Here is a 24,872-nt window from a genome sequence, read left to right as displayed (position 1 = left end):
TTGTTAAGCGTTCGAACAGGTTCGTTCTTTCCTTTCCATTGGGTTTGCAACTCACATTCATTCAACATAAGCAGGTGTTTGAAAATGAAATCGTTAGTAACCAGTACATTCATTGTCATACTCGGACTTGTGAGCGCTGTCATGATAGGCTTCGGTCCAGATTTCCTGATGGAAAACAGAGGATACGACGAAGAACAGGTAGGGCTGTCCAATCAAATTATCATCAAGTTCAGCCACGTGATCGCGGAAAATACGCCGAAGGGACTGACTATCGAACGCTTTTCCCAGCTAGTGAAGGAAAAGACAAACGGGCGTGTAGAGGTACAGGTCTTTCCCAACAGTATCCTTCACACCGAGAAAACCGAGATGACTGCTTTGCAAAACGGTGAAATCCAGATGATCGCCCCTGCATTCTCCTATCTGTCGAACACGATTCCCGAGTGGGCTGTCCTTGATCTGCCTTATCTGTTTCGATCGCAGGAGGACGTCGAGACCGTATTCAATGGAGAAATCGGCCAAATACTATTTGATAAGCTTGAAGATTCCGACATGAAAGGGCTGGCCTTCTGGGCAAGCGGCTTTAAGCAAGTGACAGCCAACCGACCGTTGATCATGCCTTCCGACTTTGTCGGCCAACGCTTGCGCATCATTCCTGGCGACGTGATCGAAGCTCAGTTTCGTACGCTCCAGGCAATCCCTGTAGGCTCTTCCTTCAATGAATTATACAGCATGCTGGCTGCCGGAAAAGTAGACGGCGAAGAAAATACGATCTCCAATGTGTACACCAAACGGCTCTACCAAGTACAAAAGCACATGACGATCAGCAACCACAGCTATCTGGGCTACGCCGTCGTGATTAATAAAACGTTTTGGAACAACCTCCCCGCCGATATTCAGCAGGCCATATCGGAAGCGATGCAGGAAGCAACAGCGTACAATAATCAATTGGCTGTCTCGATGAATGACAAACAGCTGCGCTTGCTCCAAGAAAATAGGGGGATGCACATCCACGTACAGACAGCAGAAGAACGTGCGGCCTGGATCGAAGCGTTGCAGCCAGTCTACGATCAATTCGCTCCGAGTATCGGAGAGCCCTTGATGCAGAAAATCAGAGAGCTCCACCAACGCCGGTGAAGCTCTCACGCAATCTCCTCGCTCTGCTCCTTGCGCATGGGCAAAATGAGCGTAAAAACAGATCCCTCAGGCGTGCTCTTTGTGAGGAGGAGATCTCCGCCAAGAGCCTTCGCCATCATACGAGAATAGGACAGCCCCAAACCAAGTCCACGTACTTTGTCTTTTTTATTGCTTCCCCGGAAGAAACGCTCAAACACAAGTGGCTGTTCCTTTGCGGGTATTCCTGGTCCATCGTCTTTGACATCGATTCGTAAATCGGTATCCGTTTTGTAAAGTGTGAGCGCAATGTTTCCAGCCTCACCAACAGCCTGTTTCGCGTTGTTCAAAAGGTTAATCAAGATTTGCTGGACACGGCCCGGATCGACATAGATCATCGTCTGCTTTTCCAGAACCCCAACGGTAAGCGTGACGTGACCGAGGTCGTGGACAATCTGCCATTGTGAGGCGATCTCGCGGATCAGCTTGTTCACGTTTTGCTCTTCCTGACAAACGGTGATCGCTCCTACGGCAAATGAATTGAAGTCTAGCAAATCCTCTACCATTTTTTGCAGGCGCTTTGTTTCCTTCAAACAGATTTCCAAAAACTCCTTCTGCTCCTCACCGGAAACCACCTCGTCGTTAATTGCCTGGATCAATCCGCTAATCGACGTAACAGGGGTTTTCAGCTCGTGCGTCACCCCAGCCAAAAGCTCTGTTCGCATGCTTTCCAACTGCCGAAGACGGTCGGCCATTTCCGCAAACGTATGCACCAGCTCGTGAATTTCTTTTTCCTTGATCGTTTTATTGATCAAGACGTCGTAGTTTCCTTCTACGATCTGTCGTGCGGACATCACCACATTTTGAATCGGTTCAGACAGCTTCCGAGCATGAAAATAAATAACTGCCCAACCAAGCACACCCAAACTCCCCAGCATGACGACCAAATATTGAATTTCCTCTTTCCCTACCTTGATATCTGTTTCTGGGAAAAGCAAGATCACCTTGCCAATAATTTGGTCATTGAACTCCAAATTCTTCCTGATTACATACAGGGTCTCACCCGACGGATGCCTCACTTTATTTCGCTTATCTGCCTGCTCCAACAACTCAGGCGCTGCCTGCTGCAAAGGAGGCGGCAGCTTGGTTGGCCGACTGTATACGACCTCGCCTTTTACATCTTCAATGAACAAAATCAGGTTGCGATCAACACCCATAAACTTGCGTCGGTTATCCAATACCTGGTGAAGCTTTTCCCCTACCAAAATATTTCCAACATCATCGACGACTCGATCAGCCACTTCCTCGGCAAACAGCCGCGTGACCTCGATCTGCTTTTCAATCGCAGCGTACTTGATCCAATAGGCAGAGACAGCCCCAATGATGAGCAGTCCGATCACGAGGGTGAGTAGATAGCGTGTAGTCCAATAGCGCAGCAGCGATACGGGCTCATTGTTTTTTATAAACACAGAATTGATACCCAACCCCTCTTTGCGTCTTGATCTCGCCTTCCTGAACTGGCCAATTCTCCAGCGTCTTTCTGACCCGCTTGATCGCCAGGTCTACAGCACGGTCACTCCCGCCATAGTCCATTCCCCATACTTGTTCGATCAATTGCTCGCGGGTAAAGGTTTGATTCGGATTTTGTGCCAGAAAAAGCAGCAAGGACAAATCGCGCGGGTGAAACGTCAGCTCGAGACCGTGCAGCGTCACATGATGGGACTGAAAGTTTATTTTTAAGCTTCCAAATAGTCGGGTTTCCTGATCTTTCACCAAAATAACAGAGCGGCGCAGCACCGCATTGACTCGTGCAACTACTTCATCTGCGACAAAAGGCTTCGTTATGTAGTCATCTGCCCCTTGATTGAGTCCTTTGAGCTTCTGGTCTGTCTGACCGAGCGCCGTCATCATAATGACCGGACAGGAGCTCTTTTCGCGAATGTACTGGAGAATCTCCCAGCCGTTGCGCTCAGGGAGCATGACATCCAACAGAACAAGATCCGGCTTTTTTTCGTCAAAAAGCTCCACTGCCTCGATTCCGTCGTTCGCTTGCCAGACCTCATACCCTGCCTTTTGCAAGTAAGCCTTCAGCACGCGCGATATCACCAGTTCATCTTCTACCAACAAAATGCTTTTCATATCTTCCCTACCTGATTTACAGACATATGATCATTCCTATTCGAGAATTCTCGCATGGTCTCTCTAATAGTCTACGTACTTCTATTCTATCAGTTTACAACCTTGTATTTAAATTTGGCTTTGATGTTTTTGGAAAATAGGAAAAAAGCCTTGCATCCTGTGAAAAGGAGCAAGGCTTTTTTTGTGAGAAATGTCCCCACTTTCGATCATTTTACACGTCAAAGTTGATGTCTTCGTCGCTAGCATCGCCTTCGAACTCATAAATCGTATCGTCAGTATCGCTGTCGATGATTTCACCTGTAATGTCGGCATCTTCGAAATCCTTGTCGTCCCAGATATCTTTGATGATATCTTCAACGAGAGCTTCTACATCGCCATCGTCATCCAGATCATCGAATTCATCTTGGTATTTATCCAGATTGATCTCGATTTCTACATCGACATCATCTTCATCGCCACTCAGGGAGATACTCCATTTGAGGTCTTTGTAGTCATCGTAATCAGAATTCAGATCATCTTCCAGATCATCCAAGGCATCCTGAATATCATCATCATCGTTGTTATTGTTTTTCTTGCTGTTTTTCAAATCAGAGATCTCTTTGTTCAGGCTATCGATGGTGTTTTGCAGGCTTCTGATTTGAGCATCACGTGCAGCCAACTCGTTTGCGTGCTGGGAGTTCGGCTTGTCTTTTACCGTGATGGTGTACTTCGTGCCATCCCATGCTACATCCTTGCTGAACACGTCCGCCATCATACGAAGTGGAATGTACGTCGTTCCGTTTACGATGAATGGTTCGATTGTAGTTGGAACAGCTGCGCCGTTATAAATAACTTTAATGTTGTTGTACTTAGCTTGCAGATTCTTCGTTCCAGTAGCCGCTTGAGAGCTCGTCGGAATAAGTGTGGTAGTCAGAATCAACGCTGAGGCAATCGCCAGATATTGCTTCTTGAACATAGAAAATCCTCCATTCTCCCGGTTGTCTGTTTCTTTCGTGTCACTATGTACATCTCCTACTTTACCTATTGTTCGTGTCGAGAGTATGTCAACAATTGATTTTTTCCTTTCCAATTTGAGGGGATTTCTATGACCAAAAGGACCAAAACAACCAATATGACCGTATCATTTTCAATTTTCCTCACCATTTATACAATGCGAAGGAGAGGAATAAAGCGCTTTCAATTCTTGGAGGAGGAGTGGATTCGATGCGGATCAACTTTAAAAATCTGACCGTACAGGTCGTTATTGCCATCATTCTCGGTATCTTAGTTGGTCATTTTGCACCCAAATTCGGCGCAGAGCTGAAGGTGTTGGCCGATATTTTTGTGAAACTGATCAAAATGGTCATTCCACCGATTGTCTTCTTCACTGTAGTGAATGGAATCGCCAGTATGGGAGACATGAAAAAGGTCGGTAAGATCGGCGGCAAAGCGCTGCTCTATTTTGAAATCGTTACCACAATCGCATTAGCGATCGGATTATTGGTTGTCAACCTGATCAAGCCTGGGGTAGGCTTTGACAAAACGGGACTGACCAGCGGGGACGTCTCCAAGTACACGGAGGCTGCTGCCCAGAGTAACAACGGTTTTATTGATTTTATTGTGAAGATCATCCCGGAAAACGTCGTCGGAGCTATGGCAAATGGCGAGCTGTTGCCGATTCTGTTCTTCGCTGTCCTGTTTGGTCTCTCACTCGCTGCCATGGGGCAAGCGTCCCAGCCTGTCATCAAGCTGTTTGACAAGCTGACACACGGATTTTTTGGCGTCGTCAACATGATCATGAAGGTTTCTCCAATAGCTGCATTTGGCGCGATGGCGTACACGATTGGCAAATTCGGCATCGGATCGCTGACCAGACTGGGCCTTTTAATGACGGCTGTCTATATCACGATGTTTTTGTTCATTATTCTCGTCCTGGGCGGGATCGCGCGCTACTACAAGTTCAGCATCTTCTCGTTTATCAAATACATTCGGGAGGAAATCCTGCTGGTGCTCGGAACATCCTCCTCAGAGTCCGCTCTTCCGAGAATGATGGATCGGCTGGAGAAATACGGCTGTTCCAAATCCGTTGTCGGTCTGGTCGTACCGACGGGCTACTCGTTTAACCTGGATGGTACCTCGATCTATTTATCCATGGCTGCCATTTTTATTGCTCAGGCATATGGTATTGAGCTCAGCTTCTGGGAACAGATCACCCTTTTAGGAATCCTGATGATTACGTCAAAAGGGGCTGCGGGTGTCACAGGTTCTGGTTTCATTACACTCGCCGCTACCTTGGCAGCCTTCCCTGTCATTCCGGTCGAAGGCATTGCCCTCTTGCTCGGCGTTGATCGATTCATGTCAGAAGCTCGTGCCATCACGAATCTGATTGGAAATGGCGTAGCTGCCGTGGTCATAGCCAAGCATGAAAATGAGTTCCATCCGGGACGCGTCCAGCAAACAGACGAAACTGCCAGCGAGTCGGACAACGAGTCAGAAGCAAAACCGCTCATGGCCTAGTCCCTATAAAAAAGAGGTTCTCCTATTGCGAGAGAACCTCTTTTTGCTTTAGTCATTTGGCCATGTTTTACGAAGCTCAACCTCAAATTGGCGCAGGTGATTAATTCGCTTCTGTGCTGCCTGATACTCCTCCTGCCAGCCCTCTTTCTCGCGCTCTCTGATCAGCTCCGCCTTTTTCTCCAGCTCCCTTACCTCATTGCGCAATGCGATCACGATGTCCAATAGCTCATCCATATCCATGGAGCGCATGTCTTGAATAAAGATCCATTCCGCTTCTGTTAATCGATACTGTTTGTTCGCCATGTTTCATCATCCTTAAAATAACCTCTATCGAAGCCCACTCATGGAGGAGCGGCCACATTTTAGAGGAAAGTTAATATTCCTATTCGTTTATAAGTGTGTCATTTTTTAATAAAAGTGTTTCATTTTGAAGAAAAATGACGTCATCTCGTGTATAATGGTTGTTGTAGGTATGAATGTCGACAATAATCCGCACAACGGGGGGGATTATTACTAAAATATCACCGGGATGGATATAATTCCAAATAATTATTGACGACTTGTTGCCTCACTGGTAAAAAAGAGCAGCTATCTAAGCCAATACAGTGTTTTGCGCGAAGGAGGATCTTACATGTTCTCGATCAGAGAATCCGATTTACCAGGAATCGGCAGGAAGTACCAGGTCGAAACCAGAAGTGGCGACAAGCTGGTAATCGTCATTCACGATGACGGCCGCCGTGAAATGTATCACTTTGACCGTGATGATCTGGACGAAACGATCTCCATGGTTACCCTTGATGATGATGAGGCGAGACAAATTGCTGCCATCGTAGGCGGCTTGACGTACAAACCATCTGCACTGGAAACAGTCGAGGTTGCGTTAGACAAACTCATGATCGAATGGTACAAGATTGAATCGAAAGCTCCTGCCATCGGCAAGACGATTGGGGAACTCAACATTCGTCAAGAAACAGGCGCTACCATCATCGCTGTTATTGAAAAAGACCACAAACAAACGATTAATCCCGGCCCCGAGTATATCCTTTGTACAGGATCTACATTGGTCGTTGCAGGTGAACGGAAGCAGGTGAAGGCTCTCAAGACTATTCTCAGCAACGGAGGTGAGTGATATTGGAGCATATCGTTTTTGAAGTCGGTCTTGCCCTCGCACTCATAGCAATGGCGGGGTTCCTCTCTATGAAGTTAAAATTCTCCATCGTACCCTTCTACATTCTCGTCGGGATGATCGTGGGTCCACACGCTCCCGACATCGGTTTGTTTGATCTCCGCTTTATTGAAAGCGCCCCGCTCATCGAATTTATGGGCAGAATTGGCGTACTCTTCCTGTTGTTTTACCTCGGACTTGAATTTTCAGTAGGTCGCCTGATCAAGGCTGGTCGATCCATTGCCGTTGGCGGTACCATTTACATCATCATCAACTTTACCCTCGGCCTCTTGTTTGGTTGGGCCGCTGGATTCCCACTCAAAGAAGTTTTGATTATCGCCGGTATTACCACTATTTCCTCCAGCGCCATTGTGGCAAAAGTACTGGTGGATCTCAAACGTACAGCAAATCGCGAAACAGAGATGATTTTGGGGATCATCATGTTCGAAGACATATTCCTGGCCGTCTATATCTCGATCGTGTCCGGCTTGGTGCTAAGCGGTGCAACTTCCCTTGCTGGCGTACTCTCATCCGCATTGATTGCACTCGGCTACATGCTCCTCCTCATTATCGTAGGCCGCAAGCTCGTTCCTTTCCTGAATCGAGTATTGAACATCAAATCAAACGAAGTATTTATGATTACAGTGTTTGCCGCTCTGTTTCTGATTGCGGGTTTTTCCGAAACGATCCATGTTGCCGAAGCTATCGGAGCATTGCTCGTAGGTCTCGTCCTGGCAGAAACACAACACATGAAGCGCATCGAGCACCTTATCCTGCCGTTTCGTGACTTCTTCGGAGCCATGTTCTTCTTCAGCTTCGGTTTGACAATTGATCCATTGTCATTAGGTGGAGCCGTATGGTTGTCCATTGGTGCAGTTGCCCTCACCCTTTTCGGTAACGTCGTCGCCGGGCTTTTGGCTGGGCGGAGTGCCGGATTGTCGCCCAAGGCTTCTACCAATATCGGACTGACCATCGTATCTCGCGGTGAGTTCTCCATCATCATGGCTAATCTCGGAAAAGCGGGCGCACTCATGGAAATTTTGCAACCATTTGCGGCTCTTTACGTTTTGATTCTCGCTATTTTAGGTCCACTGCTGACCAAGGAATCCAAGCATATTTACAAGTTGCTCAATGCTGTGTTTCGTCTGGATCGAAAGACACCCGTCAAAGAACCAGCAAACAAAGCAGACGCTGGATAATCGGAGAAGCATGACTACCGACAGCAATATGCCTGCTGTCGGTTTTTCTATTTGATTGCAGACAACATGTTCTCCATGATTTCTTCACTCATCGGGCCGATGTATTTATTCTGGACCACACCGTTGGAATCAATAATGTAGCTGGTCGGAATCGAAATGGCTTTATACACATTCGCCACTTCTTTATCGGGATCGAGCAAGATCGGGAAGCTAATGCCGTACAGCTTCACAAAATCCGCCACCGCTTCCGGGCTCGACTCCGTATCGGTCAGATTGACCCCGAGAATAACTGCGCCTTTTTCCTTGTTCTCTTCGTAATAACGTTGCATGTCTGGCATTTCTGCACGGCAAGGAGGACACCACGTCGCCCACAGATTGAGAATGACTTTTTTCCCCCGTAAATCGGACAGCTTGACCGTCCCCCCACCTATCTGCTGGAGTTCAAAATCCGGAGCGGTATTTCCTTTTTCAACTCCGATCTGCCCGTTGGCTTGCTCGCCAGATGAAGCGATAGGTTCCTGCCTGTTCAAGATTTCCGCATCAATAATGCCCCATCCCAAAAGCCCCAAGAGTACAGCAATCGCCCAAACATTATGATGCTTCTTCATTGGTCGTTCCCCCTATCGGCTTCACTCGTCTGGACAAAAAGAGCAGCAAGAGAGCGAATGCATAATACATGAGCTGATCTCCGGAAAGTCCTGCAAACACAGCTTCTCGATTCGGTACAAAAAAGTGCACATACACTTGGCTAATGGCAAACCACATTACAGGCGCTAGCCAAGCCGCCAAATGAATGAGTCCTTCCTTTGCCCGATGCAGCCACCAAAGAAAGAAGCCGCATAGGGCGACCTGCTGTACGTGATACCACATGCTGCTCTGTTCTAACACGACCGTGAGCAGCTGGTAAACGCCAGTTGCAGCAAAAAAGCCTGTCGCCATTCCCAAGGCGACGAAATGAACAGGAATCGCTTTTTTGTGTACCGTCTTAGTAAGGTAGACGACAACTGCCACGACTGCCAGCATGGCTCCGTTTTCTCCCCCGGAAAAGTAAAGAATGGATGAGGGATTCTCCACCGCTTTCGAAAAATAAAACAGGACGTAGCTGAACTTCCAAACGAGAAATGCCAGCACCAGTGCATTACTCAACAGCTCAATAACTGCTGATTTCATTTCTCTGTTATTTTTAAGCTGAGCGGATATAGCCACAAAGCCGAGCGAAAGCGAAACAATGACCGCCAGCATGCTCATTTTCAACAAAAAGGGGCCTATTTGAAAAGCATCCGACATTTTCGTTTCCTCCTTCAGGAAAATGGCTTACTCTAGGGAAGACAAGTATTCAAACAACTATCACCATATCAGGAAATGGGGAATAAAGGAATGCTCACGAATATTTTAACTTTGCAGGAGCGCTATGCCCTTGCTTTTTCTACGCGAACGGAGCATCCACAAGTGCGCGTATATCGCGATGAATCGGTCCCAGACATGTATAGCCATAATTATACAGAAATTTCGTCGGTTTCCTCGCAAGACTGGGTGCAAGCTTATATCGAGCAAGAGCTTCGGCGTGCCAAAGAGCAGCAGCTCGGCCACTTGAAGCTGGAACTGCACCCGTCGTTACCTTTTTCAGAAGAGTTAGTGTCTTTTGCGACCCGGCTTGGGTTTGAAGTGAATACGATGCTGTACATGCTCGCTCCGCTGGAGGTTGCCGATAAACTGGCGCCGATTCCACAATGCTCCGTTTTACGAGGAGATTCAGCTGACGTCATGGAAGCAGGCATTCGCTGCCTTACTGCTTATGATTCTGTTATGATCAACCCTGATTTTGCTGTTCGTAAGGCGAATCGGAAAAGAGAAGTTTATGAAACCGGTGAGATCATCCCGTATGTGTGCTTTGTCGATCAGGAGCCCGTCGGCGCATGTGAATGGCATCTTCACAAGGAGCTTGTTCGTATGGAGGAATTTTTTATACTGGATGCCTGGCAGCGTAGAGGACTCGGTACGGAAATGATTCGGGTCATGATGCAGGACGCCAAAAAGCTCGGCGCCACCCATATGTACTTGACGACCTATGCAGATGATACGCCGCAGGAAATGTACAGAAAGCTCGGCTTTCAAGAGGTCGGGAGGCATTTGGAAATGATCTGGCGAAAGAGCTAGAAAAAAGCTCCCACCAAGTAGCTTAGTGGGAGCCATACAATCTTTTGCGTTGATCTACTCTTTTATTATGGTAAGCAGCGCTTCGGCCTCCCGATCTCTTCGGTCGGTTTCGCCATTTTTGGTCCATTGTAAAAAGCGGTCGTCCAAAAGCTCTGCCAAGATTGCCCGTTTATTCGCTTCGCTCACCGCCAGCGAGAGGACTTGTCTTCTCATGCTGCCGAGAAAAAGCGTGTAGTCCTCGTATTCCGGTCCCACCCACTCCTCGAGCTGGCGGCGCATTTTCTTCGCCAGTCCCGGGTTGTTCCCACCCGTAGAGATCGCAATCTGCAAGTCTCCACGTGCAACGACAGATGGAACGGTAAAGGAACAGAGGTCTGGGCGATCAACGATATTGATCCACTGATGCGGACGGCACGCTTCGTATACAGCCAGATTGACAGTGGGATCACTCGTCGCCGCGATGATGAGCACTGCCTCTTCAACGTCCTGTGGGGTAAAGGGGCGCAGTGCTACCCTCAGCTTCTTAGCGTGTTCCCATTCCAGGATGGTTGCCGTACAGGAGGGACTCACAACGGTGACATCCGCACCAGCAGCAAGCAGACTGCCGATTTTCCGCTCGGCTACCTGTCCGCCACCGACCACCAAGCAACGCTTGTTTTGTAGATTGACCATCATGGCATAGTGCGTCATCAGGTTCCCTCCCCCTCGGCTTGCTATTGTTGTACTTGCTCTATTCCAAGCGTAGCTTCAAACCAGTTGATTTTCTCACGCATCTTCACGACATCCCCGACCAGAATGATAGCTGGATTCGTGATGTGACTGTTTTGGGCCAAACGTTCCTCAATATCAGCCAAGGTACCTGTTACCACCGCTTGCTGCGGGAGTGTTCCCCAAGAGATGACGGCTACTGGCGTATGTGGATCGCGTCCGTGCTTGATTAATTGGGTCCGGATCAACGGCAGATTGGCTACTCCCATGTAAAAGGCAACGGTGTCGATGCCATTTGCGAGAGCACTCCATTTTTCTACCGCCAGCTCCGGCTTGTCTTCGCGCAAATGTCCCGTCACGACAGCGAATGACGAGCCGTGATCGCGGTGTGTCACCGGAATACCCGCGTACGCCGAGGCTGCAATTCCAGCCGTTACTCCCGGGACGATTTCAAAGGCAATTCCTCGCTCAGCCAAATGCTGCGCTTCCTCTCCCGCACGGCCAAACACACAAGGATCGCCGCCTTTTAGCCGTACGACGACTTTTCCTTCCAGCGCTTTTTCCGCTAACAGCTCATTAATCGATTCCTGTCTCATCGTGTGATGATCTGGCAGCTTGCCGCAGTAGATGCGTTCTGCCGTCTGTGGCGCATACTCCAGCAGCGCTGGATTTGCCAGACGATCATACACAACCACCTCTGCCTTTTGCAGGCATTCCATTCCTTTTACGGTAATCAGCTTTGGATCGCCAGGGCCAGCTCCTACGAGATAGACTTTCCCCGCGCCGCTCATCGGTCACTTACTCCTGCTGATGCGAATGTCGCCATCTCACGAACCATCCGTGTCGCTGCTTCCACGATTGGAAACGCTAATGTTGCTCCACTTCCTTCGCCCAGTCGCAAATTCAGGCTAAGCAGTGGCTCCTTGCCTAATGCCTGCAGGACAAAATCATGCCCTGGCTCCTCAGAACGGTGACCCGCGATCAAGAAATCAGCAACGAGTGGCTCCATTCGAACAGCAAGCAAAGCCGCTACCGTAGCAATAAAGCCGTCCAGCAACACAGGGACACGGCGAGAGGCTGCTCCCATGATCGCCCCTGCCATTGCTCCGATTTCCAGTCCGCCGACTTTTGCCAAAACGTCCAACGGATTGGTTGCATCCGGGCGATGCAAGGCGAGTGCTTCACGAACAACTGTCTTTTTACGCTGCCAGCCTGCGTCATCCAGCCCTGTTCCCCGTCCGACGATTTGCTCAGGATCAGCTCCGGTTAAGGCTGACAGGATCGCACTGCTCGCTGTCGTGTTGCCAATGCCCACTTCACCGACGATCACGACTTTGGCGCCTTCCCCGATAATCGCTTCTGCCATCTCGAGGCCAACTGCGATGGAGCGCTGCGCTTCGTCTGCGGTCATCGCTGCTTCTTTCAGCATATTGCCCGAGCCTGCTCTGATTCGCTTGTTGTAAACACCCGGTGCTTCGACCTCGACCGCTACACCGACATCTACGATTTTTTGAATGGCTCCGATTTGTCTGGCAAAGACGTTGACTCCAGCTCCGCCATGAATCATATTCAGCACCATCTGCGCTGTCACTTCCTGCGGATAGGCAGAGACACCTTCCCGTGCCACACCGTGATCGGCCGCAAAAACAAGCACGCCCGGCGGTGTTACAACAGGCATTGTCTCACCTGTCATCCCAGCCAGCTCAATAGCCAATTGCTCCAAGCGACCAAGGCTGCCAAGCGGTTTGGTCAACTGATCCACATGCTGTCTCGTTTGCTCACTTGCTTCCTGATTTCGTGGCTCAATCGCCGGATAAATGACTGCCATTATATTTGCACCTCTTTTTCTTGAAAAGCCTTCATGTACTCTTCGATCGTATCCAACTTCACATGGCGGCGAACGGTATCCGCCAACAGATCGTACCCCTGCTCTCGTAGAGCGACAAAAGATGGGCGATCGGTGATGGGTGGGAGACCTTTTTTCTCACGGATGGCATTCAGCAACAGCGTGCGGAAGTGGTCATTGTGGAACAGGCCATGAAAATACGTGCCGATCAACTGCCGCTCCTCCTGACAATAGCCCTCTGTACGCCCCTCCATCTGGATAAAAGGAAAATCATTGCGCGAATAAGCGGATTGCCCCATGTGAATCTCGTAGCCTTCCACCGTCAGCTTTTCCTTCGCAAATACTGCTTCACCGCGGGACAAAACGGTCGTTTTCTTCTGCTCCATCGTCGTGATCATCGGGATGAGACCCAGCCCATCAAGCTGCTGCAACGGAGACTCGACCCCAGCCGGATCATGAATGGCTTCTCCCAGCATTTGATAGCCGCCGCACAATCCGACGATATACGTTTTCCCTTTATGATGAAGGTCATTGACCGCCGCGGCAAGACCTGTCTCTCGTAAGAACTGCAAATCCTCGAGTGTATTCTTGCTGCCCGGCAAGACAATCAGGTCAGGTTCACCCAGCTCTTCCAAACGTGTCACAAAGCGCATCCGGCAATCCGGCTCTACAAAAAACGGGTCCACATCTGTAAAGTTGGAAATTCGCGGGTAGCGCAAAACCGCAATGTCAATCTCACGCGGTGTCTCACGCTGACCTTGATAGCGGTGCAAAATCAGCGAATCCTCCGCATCGATCCACAAGTCTGGAATAAATGGCACGACACCAAGGACAGGCTTGCCCGTATACTCCTCGAACCAGTCCAGCCCCGGCTGCAAAAGCGTCAGGTCTCCGCGAAAACGATTGATGATGACGCCGATCACGCGGTCCCGGTCTTCGGGCTCGAGCAGTTGGAGGGTACCGACCAAGCTGGCAAACACACCCCCGCGCTCGATGTCTGCCACCAAAATGACGGGCGCGTTCGTGAGACGAGCGACCCGCATATTGACGAGCTCGCGGTCATTCAGATTGACCTCCGCCGGACTGCCAGCCCCTTCAATGACGATCCGCTCATAGGTACTGGCAAGTCGTTGATACGCTTGCTCAATGATCCGCAAGCCCTCGTCATAAAACTCCGTCCGATAGGCAAAAGCTTTCATGTTGCCGTATGGCTCGCCGTTGACGACAATTTGTGATTCGGAATCTCGCGTCGGCTTGATCAAAATGGGGTTCATGTCAGTCGTTGCCAGAATTCCCGCTGCCTCTGCCTGAACGCCCTGTGCCCGCCCGATTTCTTTTCCATCCAGCGTCACGTAGGAATTCAGGGCCATATTTTGCGATTTGAACGGAGCTGTCTTGTAGCCATCTTGGGCAAAAATCCGGCACAGCGCTGTTGCAATCGCACTTTTTCCTGCATCCGAGCTGGTACCTTGCACCATCAACGGGAGGGTTTTAGGCACGAGCGGCCACCTCCGCACATCGGTTCAGCCAACGCTCAACCAGTTCGGGATTGGAGCCGAAATGCAAGTGAGTATAGCCTGCGACCAGGTTATCCTGGGCATAGCCCTCCGGTTTCGTGCCGCGAAGTCCTTTTGTTTCGTAGGCTGTTGGCAATTGCTGATCCGATGCATACGTAGAGTAGTGGAATTCATGCCCTTTTGCCTGTTCTTCGGTGCCGAGCAAGAAATTGCCTTCCTTGCCGCGCACTTCCCGATAGCCGAGCGCTGCGAGCTTTTTCTGCATGGTCACCTTTCCCGGGATGAGCCCCACCATCGGATAGCTGTCGCCTTCGGTCGTCACGATTGCCTCTGTCAAAAACATGTAACCGCCGCATTCAGCCAAGGTTGGCAAGCCTTTTGTGATCGCAGATCGGATCGATTGTTTCACCGCTTCATTTTGCGATAGCTCTGCTGCAAATTCCTCCGGGAAGCCTCCCCCGATGTACAAGCCATCCGCATCCTCAGGCACTCCCTCTCCGGCTAACGGAGAAAAGAACGCGAGCTTCGCGCCATATGCTTCGAGTAGCTCCAAATTTTCCGGATAGTAAAAATGAAAAGCAGGGTCCTTCGCTACAGCAATGGTGACATTGGCAGATGCTTTTCGCGGAGCAAACAGGGTAGGTTCCGCTTGCAGCGGCTCTGCCTTTGCCAGTTCCCAGATTTGCTCCAAATCGACTGTCTCCGCAATCAGATCAGCCAGCTTTTCAAACAAAGGAGTCAACTCTCCACGCTCGACAGATGGCACCAATCCGAGATGACGTTCCGGTATTTCCAGCTCGTTTTCCCGCTTCAGGTAACCCACGACCGGAATCCCGCACTCCTGCTCAATAGCTGCCTTCACGATTTTGTGATGCCCTTCGCTGCCGACCTTGTTCGCGATGACACCGACAATTCTCGCCTGTGGATTAAGCAATTGAAAGCCTTTGACAATCGCAGCCGCACTGCGTGCCATGCTCTGACAATTGACCACCAGCAAAACCGGAGAGCCAGTCAGGATGCTGATTTCGGCCGTGCTGCCTTTATCGCTGGTCGCTTCCTTGCCATCGTACATGCCCATGACGCCCTCGATAATCGAGATGTCCGCACCCTCGCTGCCGCGGACAAAGATCTCCTTCACGATCTCATGCTCCAGCATAAAGCTGTCCAGATTGCGCGAGGCTCTCCCCGTCACAGCCGTATGATACGTAGGATCGATGTAGTCAGGTCCGCACTTGAAGCCCTGAACGGTGTGCCCTTTTCTTTTCAGAGCAGCCATCAGTCCGATGGTAACGGTTGTCTTACCCGCTCCGCTGCCTGTTCCGGCAATCACAATACGGCGGCTATCCGTCATGCGCGCTCCTCCTCGTGATAGGACATCAATCCGACCGAAATGGTGGTATTGCCCGACTTCTTCTTGGTCAAAACGAGTTCTCCCACGCCAGCGTACAGCTTCGCGGCAGGCTCACTCACTCCATACGCCCCCGTGAACTTGAAGACGGTATCAGATGGATCGCTGATTTCGACCTTGTTTAATTCTTCCGGCGAATACCAGACGAACGGCCAGCCGTATTTTTCGCAAACGGCGATGAGACCCGCTTCATCCTTTTTCAGCTCGATGGTCACTAGCGCTTTAACACTTTTAATCGAAAATTGCAGTTCATCCAGCGTTTCCTTGATGACTGCTTCGATCTCTTCCGCGGAGGTTCCCCGGTTGCAGCCCATCCCGAGCACGATTACCTTTGGACGATAAAGGACGCCGTTGTCCAAAATCGTTTGTTCCTCCGGTGTAAGCAGGCGATGAGAAACGACGAGAGCAGCTTGCGGCTGATCGGCTTTTGCCTCAGCGATTGTCGCGTATTCCTTGATGGACGGCGGCATTGGGGTGTCATGCATCCACCAGTCGCGTTCACCGGATTCATTGATGACGGCTACGCGCTCCTCGTTTACAACAGAAGCACTGACAGGGGTCAGCTTTTCAGCGGAATCCCACTGCCAGCCAAAACGTCTACCGAATAGATCGACCGGAATCGTCTTTTGTACATCAGATGCTGTCGTGATAATCGGACGAGCACCCATGACTGCCGCTACCTCGCGAGCCAGCTCATTGGCACCGCCCAAATGACCGGACAGCACACTGATGACATTCTCCCCACGGTCATCGACGACAACGACACCTGGGTCTTTCTTTTTGTCTTCGAGCAAAGGTGCGATCATCCGAATAACCGCACCCAGTGAAATAATGATGATTAAACCTTTATAAGCAGGCCAGAGAGCGGGAAACAGCATCCGTACACTGTTGGAAAACAGCTGGATGCCGCGCGCTTCCTCATCTCCGCGCTCGAACTTGCTCATGTAGTACAGGTCTGTCCCAGGGAATTTCTGTGCCAGATCCCGCGCCATCTCTACCCCGTGCTTCGTGATCGCGACGATCGCATAGTCTCCGCGCTGCTCGATAACAGGGATTTCTCCCTCGATCAGTTTGATGATCTTCATTATTCCTTCACACCTTTTCTGAACCCGTGTGTAAAGGTTTTATCGTACAGCTTGGAACGGTATTGCTCGCTCTTGTCGTGGATGTTCGGGTCCAGAGCCCAGCCAGCCAAAATCATCGCGTGCTTGCGGATGCCGTTTTTGCCCATGTCTTCGTCCAAATTTTTCAGCGTGGTGCGAACGATCAATTGATCCGGCCAGCTTGCGCGTTGTACGACTGCTACTGGTGTATCCTCACTCCAACCAGCATCGACTAGCTCGCGGACTACTTTTTTCGTCAAAGTCGCGCTTAGGTACAGAGCCAACGTACAATGATGCTCAGCAAGTGCACGCAGCTTTTCTCTTTCTGGCACTGGCGTGCGACCTTCCGCGCGGGTGAGGATAATCGTTTGTGTCAGATCAGGAATCGTCAGCTCGGCGCCTACTGCTGCCGCTGCCGCAAATACGGAGCTCACACCTGGAACGATTTCTACCTCAATGCCTTGTGCTTTTAGCAGGGCGATCTGTTCCATGATCGCGCCATAAATGGACGGATCACCTGTATGCAGACGTACGACTGTTTTTCCGCTGCGAATCCGGTCTACCAACAGCTCTACCATTTCTTCCAATGCCATACCCGAGCTTTGCAGCACCTCTGCATCGGGATTGCTCATTGCGACCAAATCCTCATTCACGAGAGAGTCGGTATACATAATGACGTCTGCCTTTTGCAGCAGCTTCAAGCCTTTTACCGTAATCAAATCAGGGTCGCCGGGACCCGCTCCTACTATGTACAATTTCATTACTTTTTCACCACCATCAGTGTAAGATAGCTAAGCTCTGCCCGCTCCAGTTCACGCATATCGGTCCAAACCATTTCTTCGGAGGAAGTGACCTTGGTCGCTACCGCTGCCTTTTCAGCCAGCCCCATTTCTTTCAGCAAGCCAATGATCATTGGCAGTACTTTTGCTACCTTCAGGAACACGACGGTATCGTGGTTCTCAAGCGCTTTGCGCATGGCTTCCTTGTCTTCTGTTGCCGGGATGATGCCGATCTGCTCGTCGCCATCCGCCAGTGGCAGATTAAAGCGGGAAGCTGCTCCCAGAAACGAAGAGACCCCTGGTACGGTCACGATTGGCACCTCCGGGTGCTCCTCGTGCATGACGCGCATCATATGGATAAACGTGCTGTAAAACATCGGATCGCCTTCCGTTACAAAAGCGACATCCTTGCCTTCAGACAGGCGCTCCCAGACGATCTCCACTGTGTTGTTCCACTCGCGCTCCAAAATCTCTTTGTCCCGCGTCATCGGGAATACGAGTCCGAGCATTTCCTTGTCTGGTGACTGCACGTACAGCTCTGCGATTTGATGCGCGTAGCTTTTGCTGCCCATTCGTTTTTTCGGGTACGCAACCACTGGCGATTGCTGTAATAGACGAAATGCCTTGACGGTAATCAATTCAGGGTCGCCGGGACCTACGCCCAGTCCGTACAATGTTCCGATCTTAGTCACTTGCTGTCTCCTCCTTGTTCTTCTACCTGCTTGGCCCAGGCCGTAATGATGTAGATCGGATTCAATGCTTCAAAACGCGTCAGAGACAAAATCGGCTTGCTCCGCGATAGCTGCGCCAATGTCACCGATGTCTCGAATCCTTCCTGCGCGAATGCTTGTGTCGCTTCGTACAATGTCTCAATGGTCGCTGCGTTCACCACAATCCGGCCATTCGGGCGCAGTCGTGTGCAGCAGATGTTCAACAGCTCGCGCAATTCTCCGCCACTGCCGCCGATAAATACGGCATCCGGGTCCGGGAACTCGTCCAAGCCATGTGGGGCACGTGCGCCCACCACTGTCAAATCCGTGCGAAACTTCGCCATGTTCTGGCGGCAGTTTTCCAGATCGTCCGCGTTCTTCTCTACGCCGTACACTTCACCCTCACGCGCAATTCGTGCCGCTTCAATAGCGACAGAGCCTGTGCAGGTGCCGATGTCCCAGACGATGCTTTTCGCATGCAATTGCAGCTGCGCAATGCTTAAAATGCGCACTTCTTTTTTTGTAATGAGTCCCTTGTCCGGCTTGCGCTGGGAAAACTCCTCATCTGCGATTCCAAACGGCCATACCGGGTTTGGACGGCGTTTTTTCAAAATCACAACATTCAGATCAGAGAAGAGTCCATCTGCCATTTCCTCAAGGGAATACCAGCCTGTCCGCTCTTCCGCGCTACCCAGATTCTCCGCCACGAACGCATCGTACTCGGTCATCTGGAACGAAAGGAGATAGCGGGCGATCGCTGCTGGCGAGTTTTCCCGATCCGTCAACAGTGCGACCTTTTCCTTCCCGTCGATCCGCTGTGCCAGACCTTTGATACTGCGTCCGTGCACACTAGCCAGTGTCGCATCCTGCCATGCTTCGCCCATTTTGGCAAAGGCGAGCTGGATGGAGCTTAGGTGCGGGTAAATCTCCACGTTCAGCTTTTTGGAAAGCAAGCCGCCAATCCCGTAAAAGAGCGGATCGCCTGACGCCAGAATGACCGTCTTGCGCGTCTCTGTGCGCAACTCCTCCACCATGGCAGTCAGTCCGCCTTTCAGCACCCGCTTTTCCCCTGTATACTCCGGGAAAAAGCTGAGGTGCCGCTCTCCACCAACCAACAGTTCACTTTCCTCTATCCAAGTCCGGTACAACGGCAGCAGGCTCTGCTGTCCATCATCCCCGATTCCAATTACTTTCATCGCCTGTGTCATTGATCGTCACCCTTCCCAATAGGGACCCTTTCATTGTGATGATGATGGTTTCGACCTCGATGCCGCCGCCCACTTCCTTTAGTGCAGCGCGGCAGCAGTTTTCGCACATGATCTCGAAAAAGGCGGGCGTGTCCACCATCATATCGCCTACCTGCGAAGCGGTGTTGGCTCCCAAAATTTCGTCAATACGCTCCTGCGAAGCTCCTGCATCCGCTGCCATTTGAGCGAGGAAGCCGAAATCGACGGGTGCGCTTTTGGAATGAACCATCATGACGCCCTGCGCTACCTTGGAAAACTTGCCCATCATCCCGACCAAGGTCACTTTGCGCATACCCTTGTTCTTGCACTGCTTGAGGGAAAAGCCGACGAAATCGCCCATTTCCACGAATGCTTCTTCCGACAGCTCAGGATAAGTAGCGACCCCGTAGGATTCACTCTTTCCGCCTGTCGACAGCACAATATGATCGCAGCCGGCTTCCTTGGCGACGTTGACCGCTTGCGCCACACTCGCCTTGTAAGCAGAAGTGGAAAACGGCACCACGATTCCACGCGTCCCCAATATGGAGATGCCGCCGAGTATGCCGAGTCGTCCATTCAATGTTTTTTTGGCGATTTCCTCGCCCGCAGGCACGGAGATGACGATTTTGACCCCACGCTGGGTCCCGTACTCATCCAGAACAGCCTGCGCGGTTTCCCTGATCATTTTGCGCGGGACGGGATTGATCGCTGCCTCGCCAATCGGAACGGGCAACCCTGGCTTGGTCACCCGTCCCACTCCGAGTCCGCCATCCAAAATAATGCCGGGCTCATCCGACCATTCCACGGTTGAGAGAATAAGGGCACCGTGTGTCGCGTCTGGATCGTCTCCCCCATCTTTGATCGTGCTTGCGGTCGCCTTCTCCAATGAAAACTCACAGCTCTCCATCTGAAAGGTGACGTCCTCACCGATTGGCAGGCGAATCGTCGCTTGGCTTTGCTCTTCCTGAGTAATCAGCGCGATCAAAGCAGCCTTGGTCGTCGCCGTTGCGCATGATCCAGTCGTATATCCGTGGCGGAGGGGCTTTGCCTCTTTTTCGTCCGTTGCTGCTTTGGCTGCCATCTGCTTAGCCCAACCGTTCCGCCATGATCGAAATGGCATTCAATGCTGCTACCGTTACTGGACTTCCGCCTTTGCGTCCCATGTTTGTGATGAATGGGATATCGAGCTTCGCCAGCTCTTCCTTGGATTCTGCCGCAGATACAAAGCCAACTGGCATCCCGATCACCAGACCTGGCTTTGCTTCGCCTTCCTTCACCATGCGGATCAGCTCCAGGAGTGCCGTAGGTGCGTTTCCGATGCAAAAGATTCCGCCATCCGCTTCCTTGATCGCTTTGCGCATGGAAATGATCGCACGGGTCGTATTCAGGCGCTTCGCCTCTTCCATCACATCGCGGTCAGAGATGTACACCTTCACTTGTCCGCCGAATTTTTCAATGCGGTTTTTGCTGATGCCGACTTGTACCATCTGTACATCTGCTACGACGATTTTGCCGCTGCGGATCGCTTCGATTCCCGATTTTACTGCGTCCGGGTGGAAAACAAGGCTGCGTCCAAGATCAAAGTCTGCGGATGCGTGAATGACGCGTTGTACTACCGGAAATTGTTCCTCTGTAAAAGAATGCTCGCCCAGCTCATCTGTAATGATTTGAAAGCTCAAGTCCTCAATCTCTTGCGGTTGTACGGTCATCGGTTTAAATTCTGTTTTGAAATCCATGGTTAGTTTCCTCCAGTCACTTGTTTGAGTTCGCCCAGCACGCTGGCGTAATCCGAAAACTTCGTTCCATAATCGATCTTCGGACGACCGATGACGATTGTTTCGATGCCCATTTCCAGTGCCGCTTCCACCTTTTCGTCAAAAGCGCCTACCTTGCCGCTCTCCTTGGTGATCATCAGCGTGACACCATAATGATCGTAGAGCGCTTTGTTCAGCTCCTTGGAAAAAGGACCTTGCATCGCGACAATGTTTTTTTGCTCGACACCGAGCTCTTCGCATTTCTGCATATTGTCAAGACGCGGCAGCATGCGTGCTACCAGCGTCGTGTCTGGCAAGCCCAGAAGCCGATCCGTGAAGGTTTTCAGCGTTTTGCTGCCCGTCGTCAGCATGATGACGCCGCGCTTTTCTGCCGCCAGCTCAGCCGCCTGGACGTAGTCTTCTACCACAATCAGCTTCTCACTGCCCGGTGAGGAGATGCTTTCCCGCTCGTAGCGAATGTAGGGGACTCCCGCGCCCTGTGCTCCTGCCATGGCGTTTTTGGAGGCTTCCTCTGCGAAGGGATGACTCGCGTCGACCACGCATTGGACGGCCTTGTCTTGGATCAGCTGCTGGATATCGTCGGCAGTCAGTCGTCCGACCTGGACAGGCACGCCCGCCTCCTCCATACTTTTCGCAGCATTGTCAGTGACGACCGTCGTCAACAGCTCGTAGCCCTTGTTCTTGATTTGCAAAGCCAACTCGCGCGCGTCGCTCGTTCCAGCCAGTACCAGAATCATGCTGTCTCCCTCCTACTTGGTAACGTGGTCGTGCTTGTGATCATGTTTGTGGTCATGTTTGTGGTCATGGTCATGGTCGTGATCGTGATGATGGTCATGGTCATGATGATGATGGTGGTGGTGACCATGGTGGTGATGATGCCCATGCTCGTCATCGTGGTGGTGATGGTGATGGTCGATGTGCTCCATCGCTGCCAGTCTGTACTGACAGGTATCACAGTTCAGCTTCACTTCACCTTGCAACGCTTCCATCACACGATCCTTGAGTACTTCTTTCAACAACGGATGGAAGCCAAAATACTCGGCCATTTCGAACTGGGCTTCTGGATATTGCTCACGGAACTTCTCCAGCTGGTCGCTCATTCGTTTGATCAACACACCTGTGAACAGGAAATACGGCAAGAGAACGATACGCTTCGCACCCAGCTTCAGACAACGCTCAACACCCTCGTCGTACAGTGGATACGTCACGCCCATAAAGGCGGTCTCTACCCACTTGGCTTTGTAGCGCTCCCAGAACAGTCGGGACATTTTGTAAATATCGCTGTTAGCATCTGCATCGCTGCTGCCGCGTCCGATCACGAGTACTGCCAGGTCATCATGGTCTTCCCCCGAGGCAAAGCCTGCCTCTTCCATGCGAGCGGTCAAAATATTGATGACTTCGTCGTGAATGCCGATCGGGCGTCCGTAGATGAACTGAACGTGTGGGTGCAGCTCCTTGGCCTCGTCGATGGCAGCTGGAATATGAATTTTTGCATGTCCGGCAGAGAACAAGATGATTGGAATCACCGCTACGCGGGTTGCACCCCGTGCCACGCAGGTATTCAAGCCTTGCAGCATGTCAGGACGGGCAAACTCCAGAAAGCACGTCTCGATAATCGGTACATCCAAGTCCGGTGTTAGCGTCGCCACAAACTGGCGAATCTCTTCATTGCCTTCCGGGTCCTTGCTTCCATGACCTACAAATAATACTGCGTCCATTTTATGTCCCCCTCGTTTTTATTCGGTGTTCTTGCATTAATCTCCGCATGCAGCATTCTCGATTTCAGCTTTTGCTGGCTCGTACCATGCGAAGCCCTCTAGCTCACCTACACGTTGGAAAAACTTGTGGAACCGCTCGTTCGGAAATGCTTCTTTTTTGAATCGGTTCACGATTCGCTCCACGAGTGGAACAATCTCATCTTTTTCGATACCTTCTGCTACCGGAATGCCGGAGTGTGCATTGCGCCCCACCGTTTTTGCTCCCAGGAATAAATCGAACTTGCCTTTGCGGAATACGATCCCGATATCCTCTTGAACCGCGCCGTAGCACGCCATCCCGCAGCCGTTGAAGCCGATTTTCAGTTCCTTCGGCATTTCTTTTCCACCCAGCTTTTGGTGCAGCTCGTCGGCATAAGGGATGCTGTCTTTTTTCTCGCCGTCGCAGAAATCACACGCTTTTACCTGCAAAACGTCTCCAATCGGGCTGAGAATCAGTCCAAGCTCTCGCAAACGGCTCGTGATGCTGTCAGGGTTGGCAGTCGGCACGCGCAAAATCATTTGGTGGTGTGGGGTATATTCGATCTCGCCTTTTTCGCCAGCCACTTCGGCAATCGCCATCATTTGCTGCGGCGTGATTTTTTTGTTGGCAACACCCGGACTTACCGCGCATTCGAAAATCATCTCTGGTGTAAAGGTAGATACCGGACGATGGACTTGGCCTACAGCTGGCTTGGTTTCAATACCTTTCGCCGCATTGATAGCCGTCAACGCCTCCATGGCCCATGCGAAAGGAGCTTTTGGTGCATCTTCTTCTGTTACAGGCGGCGCTTCCAGTACTGCCGTGCTTGTTGCTGCACGATTTGCCGGTTCTGTAGCAGTTACTCTGTCCTCGGTAACGGCTACTGGTCTTTCTGTTCTCGGTGTTGCTGGTGTTGCTGGTGCTGCCGGAGCTGACGCAAGGCTCTCCTCGGAGGCCTCAAGCGACCAAGGCTCATTTTCTACACGCAGACGCTGATGCGGCTTCAGTGGCTGCTCATCGGCAGACAGCGTATATTTGCGCTGATAACCGCGCGGCGTAATCATTTTGCCGTCGTATACAAACGTCGATGTATTTCCGATAATCACAGTGGTCAGCATGCCGATATCATGCTCCAGCATTTGCGCCAAGGTCGTCACGACAACGGTTTCACGTTCGCGATAAGCACTTTTCACGATACCGACTGGCGTATCTGGTGAGCGGTACTGCAACAGGATGCGTTGCGCTTCGACGATCTGGCGTGTACGTCGTCCGCTGCGCGGGTTGTACAACGCGATAACAAAGTCAGCCATCCCTGCTGCGTCAATCCGTTTGGCAATCAGATCCCACGGCGTCAAGTGATCGCTCAGACTGATCGTGCATGCGTCGTGCATGATAGGTGCACCGAGGATCGCCCCACAGGAATTGATCGCCGAGATGCCCGGTACGATTTCGATGGGTACGCCGGTAGCTTCTGTCCAGCCTTTTTCCACCAACACCTCGTATACGAGACCTGCCATCCCGTAAACACCTGAGTCTCCACTAGAAATGACCGCTACCTTTTTGCCTTCCTCTTCCGCCTGACGCACGGCTTCTCGTGCACGCGCCACTTCTTCCGTCATCCCTGTGCTGACGATTTGCTGATTCGTCAAAAGTCCGCGGATCAAGTCTACGTAGGTGGAATAGCCGATAATGACATCGGACTCCTGCAAGGCTTCCCGCGCCCGCTTGGTGATATGCTCAAAACTTCCTGGACCAAACCCGATCACAAACAATTTGCCGCTCATAAGGCCCCTCCCC

General features: G+C 51.1%; 25 protein-coding genes. 5 read left to right on the top strand and 20 right to left on the bottom strand.

Annotation, left to right across the window (positions count from 1 at the left end; genetic code table 11):
- Positions 1-84: 84 nt before the first annotated feature.
- Entirely contained in the window at positions 85-1,134 is a 1,050-nt protein-coding gene (locus tag C7R91_RS12315) for a DctP family TRAP transporter solute-binding subunit (protein ID WP_047070528.1), read from the top strand.
- A gap of 5 nt (positions 1,135-1,139) precedes the next feature.
- On the opposite strand, the gene C7R91_RS12310 is transcribed toward C7R91_RS12315, so the two are convergent.
- From C7R91_RS12310 to C7R91_RS12300, 3 genes are all read right to left on the bottom strand, one after another.
- Entirely contained in the window at positions 1,140-2,594 is a 1,455-nt protein-coding gene (locus C7R91_RS12310) for a HAMP domain-containing sensor histidine kinase (protein ID WP_047070527.1), read from the bottom strand.
- A complete protein-coding gene (locus tag C7R91_RS12305; RefSeq protein ID WP_047070526.1) occupies positions 2,560-3,249 on the bottom strand; it encodes a response regulator transcription factor in 690 nt (229 codons plus the stop codon). Before C7R91_RS12305 ends, C7R91_RS12310 begins: the two co-directional genes overlap by 35 nt.
- Before the next feature lie 211 nt (positions 3,250-3,460).
- On the bottom strand, positions 3,461-4,204 hold the full coding sequence (locus tag C7R91_RS12300) for a stalk domain-containing protein (RefSeq protein ID WP_047070525.1): 744 nt from the start codon (positions 4,202-4,204) through the stop codon (positions 3,461-3,463).
- Between the two features lie 248 nt (positions 4,205-4,452).
- On the opposite strand from C7R91_RS12300, the gene C7R91_RS12295 reads away from it, so the two are divergent.
- The gene (locus tag C7R91_RS12295; protein ID WP_047070524.1) at positions 4,453-5,745 is read left to right on the top strand and encodes a dicarboxylate/amino acid:cation symporter; all 1,293 of its coding nucleotides are present in this window, start codon (positions 4,453-4,455) and stop codon (positions 5,743-5,745) included.
- A gap of 48 nt (positions 5,746-5,793) precedes the next feature.
- On the opposite strand, the gene C7R91_RS12290 is transcribed toward C7R91_RS12295, so the two are convergent.
- Positions 5,794-6,048: a hypothetical protein gene (locus C7R91_RS12290; RefSeq protein WP_047070523.1), complete on the bottom strand. Its 255-nt coding sequence runs from the start codon at positions 6,046-6,048 to the stop codon at positions 5,794-5,796.
- A gap of 328 nt (positions 6,049-6,376) precedes the next feature.
- Between C7R91_RS12290 and C7R91_RS12285 the strand changes: the two genes are divergently transcribed.
- Entirely contained in the window at positions 6,377-6,874 is a 498-nt protein-coding gene (locus C7R91_RS12285) for a cation:proton antiporter regulatory subunit (RefSeq protein WP_047070522.1), read from the top strand.
- Positions 6,875-6,876: 2 nt separating this feature from the next.
- A complete protein-coding gene (locus C7R91_RS12280; RefSeq protein WP_047070521.1) occupies positions 6,877-8,109 on the top strand; it encodes a cation:proton antiporter in 1,233 nt (410 codons plus the stop codon).
- Between the two features lie 47 nt (positions 8,110-8,156).
- Here C7R91_RS12280 and C7R91_RS12275 read toward each other — a convergent pair whose 3' ends face one another.
- Both C7R91_RS12275 and C7R91_RS12270 read right to left on the bottom strand, forming a co-directional pair.
- A complete protein-coding gene (locus C7R91_RS12275; RefSeq protein WP_047070520.1) occupies positions 8,157-8,717 on the bottom strand; it encodes a peroxiredoxin family protein in 561 nt (186 codons plus the stop codon).
- Entirely contained in the window at positions 8,701-9,396 is a 696-nt protein-coding gene (locus tag C7R91_RS12270) for a hypothetical protein (RefSeq protein ID WP_047070519.1), read from the bottom strand. The genes C7R91_RS12275 and C7R91_RS12270 overlap by 17 nt, the downstream gene beginning before the upstream one ends.
- Before the next feature lie 90 nt (positions 9,397-9,486).
- On the opposite strand from C7R91_RS12270, the gene C7R91_RS12265 reads away from it, so the two are divergent.
- Complete coding sequence (locus C7R91_RS12265; protein WP_047070518.1) at positions 9,487-10,266, top strand: GNAT family N-acetyltransferase; 780 nt, start codon at positions 9,487-9,489, stop codon at positions 10,264-10,266.
- Positions 10,267-10,320: 54 nt separating this feature from the next.
- Here C7R91_RS12265 and C7R91_RS12260 read toward each other — a convergent pair whose 3' ends face one another.
- From C7R91_RS12260 to cobJ, 14 genes are read right to left on the bottom strand one after another with little or no spacing between them, the layout of a single operon-like run.
- Positions 10,321-10,956 (bottom strand): precorrin-2 dehydrogenase/sirohydrochlorin ferrochelatase family protein, encoded by a 636-nt coding sequence (locus tag C7R91_RS12260; protein ID WP_047070517.1) that lies wholly within the window; start codon positions 10,954-10,956, stop codon positions 10,321-10,323.
- 23 nt (positions 10,957-10,979) lie between these two features.
- The gene (gene cobA, locus C7R91_RS12255; RefSeq protein ID WP_047070516.1) at positions 10,980-11,765 is read right to left on the bottom strand and encodes a uroporphyrinogen-III C-methyltransferase; all 786 of its coding nucleotides are present in this window, start codon (positions 11,763-11,765) and stop codon (positions 10,980-10,982) included.
- Positions 11,762-12,802 (bottom strand): nicotinate-nucleotide--dimethylbenzimidazole phosphoribosyltransferase, encoded by a 1,041-nt coding sequence (gene cobT, locus C7R91_RS12250; RefSeq protein WP_047070515.1) that lies wholly within the window; start codon positions 12,800-12,802, stop codon positions 11,762-11,764. Before cobT ends, cobA begins: the two co-directional genes overlap by 4 nt.
- On the bottom strand, positions 12,802-14,319 hold the full coding sequence (locus C7R91_RS12245) for a cobyric acid synthase (protein WP_047070514.1): 1,518 nt from the start codon (positions 14,317-14,319) through the stop codon (positions 12,802-12,804). The genes cobT and C7R91_RS12245 overlap by 1 nt, the downstream gene beginning before the upstream one ends.
- On the bottom strand, positions 14,312-15,688 hold the full coding sequence (locus C7R91_RS12240; protein WP_047070513.1) for a cobyrinic acid a,c-diamide synthase CobB: 1,377 nt from the start codon (positions 15,686-15,688) through the stop codon (positions 14,312-14,314). The genes C7R91_RS12245 and C7R91_RS12240 overlap by 8 nt, the downstream gene beginning before the upstream one ends.
- Entirely contained in the window at positions 15,685-16,830 is a 1,146-nt protein-coding gene (locus C7R91_RS12235; RefSeq protein ID WP_047070512.1) for a cobalt-precorrin 5A hydrolase, read from the bottom strand. The genes C7R91_RS12240 and C7R91_RS12235 overlap by 4 nt, the downstream gene beginning before the upstream one ends.
- Positions 16,830-17,609 (bottom strand): precorrin-4 C(11)-methyltransferase, encoded by a 780-nt coding sequence (gene cobM, locus C7R91_RS12230; RefSeq protein ID WP_047070511.1) that lies wholly within the window; start codon positions 17,607-17,609, stop codon positions 16,830-16,832. The genes C7R91_RS12235 and cobM overlap by 1 nt, the downstream gene beginning before the upstream one ends.
- On the bottom strand, positions 17,609-18,319 hold the full coding sequence (gene cobI / locus C7R91_RS12225; protein WP_047070510.1) for a precorrin-2 C(20)-methyltransferase: 711 nt from the start codon (positions 18,317-18,319) through the stop codon (positions 17,609-17,611). Before cobI ends, cobM begins: the two co-directional genes overlap by 1 nt.
- Positions 18,316-19,545 carry a bifunctional cobalt-precorrin-7 (C(5))-methyltransferase/cobalt-precorrin-6B (C(15))-methyltransferase gene (locus C7R91_RS12220; RefSeq protein WP_047070509.1) on the bottom strand — a complete coding sequence of 410 codons (1,230 nt, stop codon included), beginning with the start codon at positions 19,543-19,545 and terminating at the stop codon, positions 18,316-18,318. The genes cobI and C7R91_RS12220 overlap by 4 nt, the downstream gene beginning before the upstream one ends.
- On the bottom strand, positions 19,508-20,644 hold the full coding sequence (locus C7R91_RS12215) for a cobalt-precorrin-5B (C(1))-methyltransferase (RefSeq protein ID WP_047070508.1): 1,137 nt from the start codon (positions 20,642-20,644) through the stop codon (positions 19,508-19,510). Before C7R91_RS12215 ends, C7R91_RS12220 begins: the two co-directional genes overlap by 38 nt.
- Before the next feature lie 4 nt (positions 20,645-20,648).
- Positions 20,649-21,299 (bottom strand): precorrin-8X methylmutase, encoded by a 651-nt coding sequence (locus C7R91_RS12210; RefSeq protein WP_047070507.1) that lies wholly within the window; start codon positions 21,297-21,299, stop codon positions 20,649-20,651.
- Positions 21,300-21,301: 2 nt separating this feature from the next.
- A complete protein-coding gene (cobK, locus tag C7R91_RS12205) occupies positions 21,302-22,075 on the bottom strand; it encodes a precorrin-6A reductase (RefSeq protein WP_047070506.1) in 774 nt (257 codons plus the stop codon).
- Positions 22,076-22,087: 12 nt separating this feature from the next.
- Positions 22,088-23,056 carry a sirohydrochlorin chelatase gene (locus C7R91_RS12200; protein WP_047070505.1) on the bottom strand — a complete coding sequence of 323 codons (969 nt, stop codon included), beginning with the start codon at positions 23,054-23,056 and terminating at the stop codon, positions 22,088-22,090.
- 36 nt (positions 23,057-23,092) lie between these two features.
- Positions 23,093-24,859 (bottom strand): precorrin-3B C(17)-methyltransferase, encoded by a 1,767-nt coding sequence (gene cobJ / locus C7R91_RS12195; protein ID WP_047070504.1) that lies wholly within the window; start codon positions 24,857-24,859, stop codon positions 23,093-23,095.
- Between the last annotated feature and the right edge of the window lie 13 nt (positions 24,860-24,872).

Source organism: Brevibacillus formosus (genome assembly GCF_003013405.1).
Taxonomy (GTDB): domain Bacteria; phylum Bacillota; class Bacilli; order Brevibacillales; family Brevibacillaceae; genus Brevibacillus; species Brevibacillus formosus.
The sequence above is the reverse complement of the archived record's forward strand: the minus strand, read 5'-3'. Positions and strand labels throughout refer to the sequence as shown.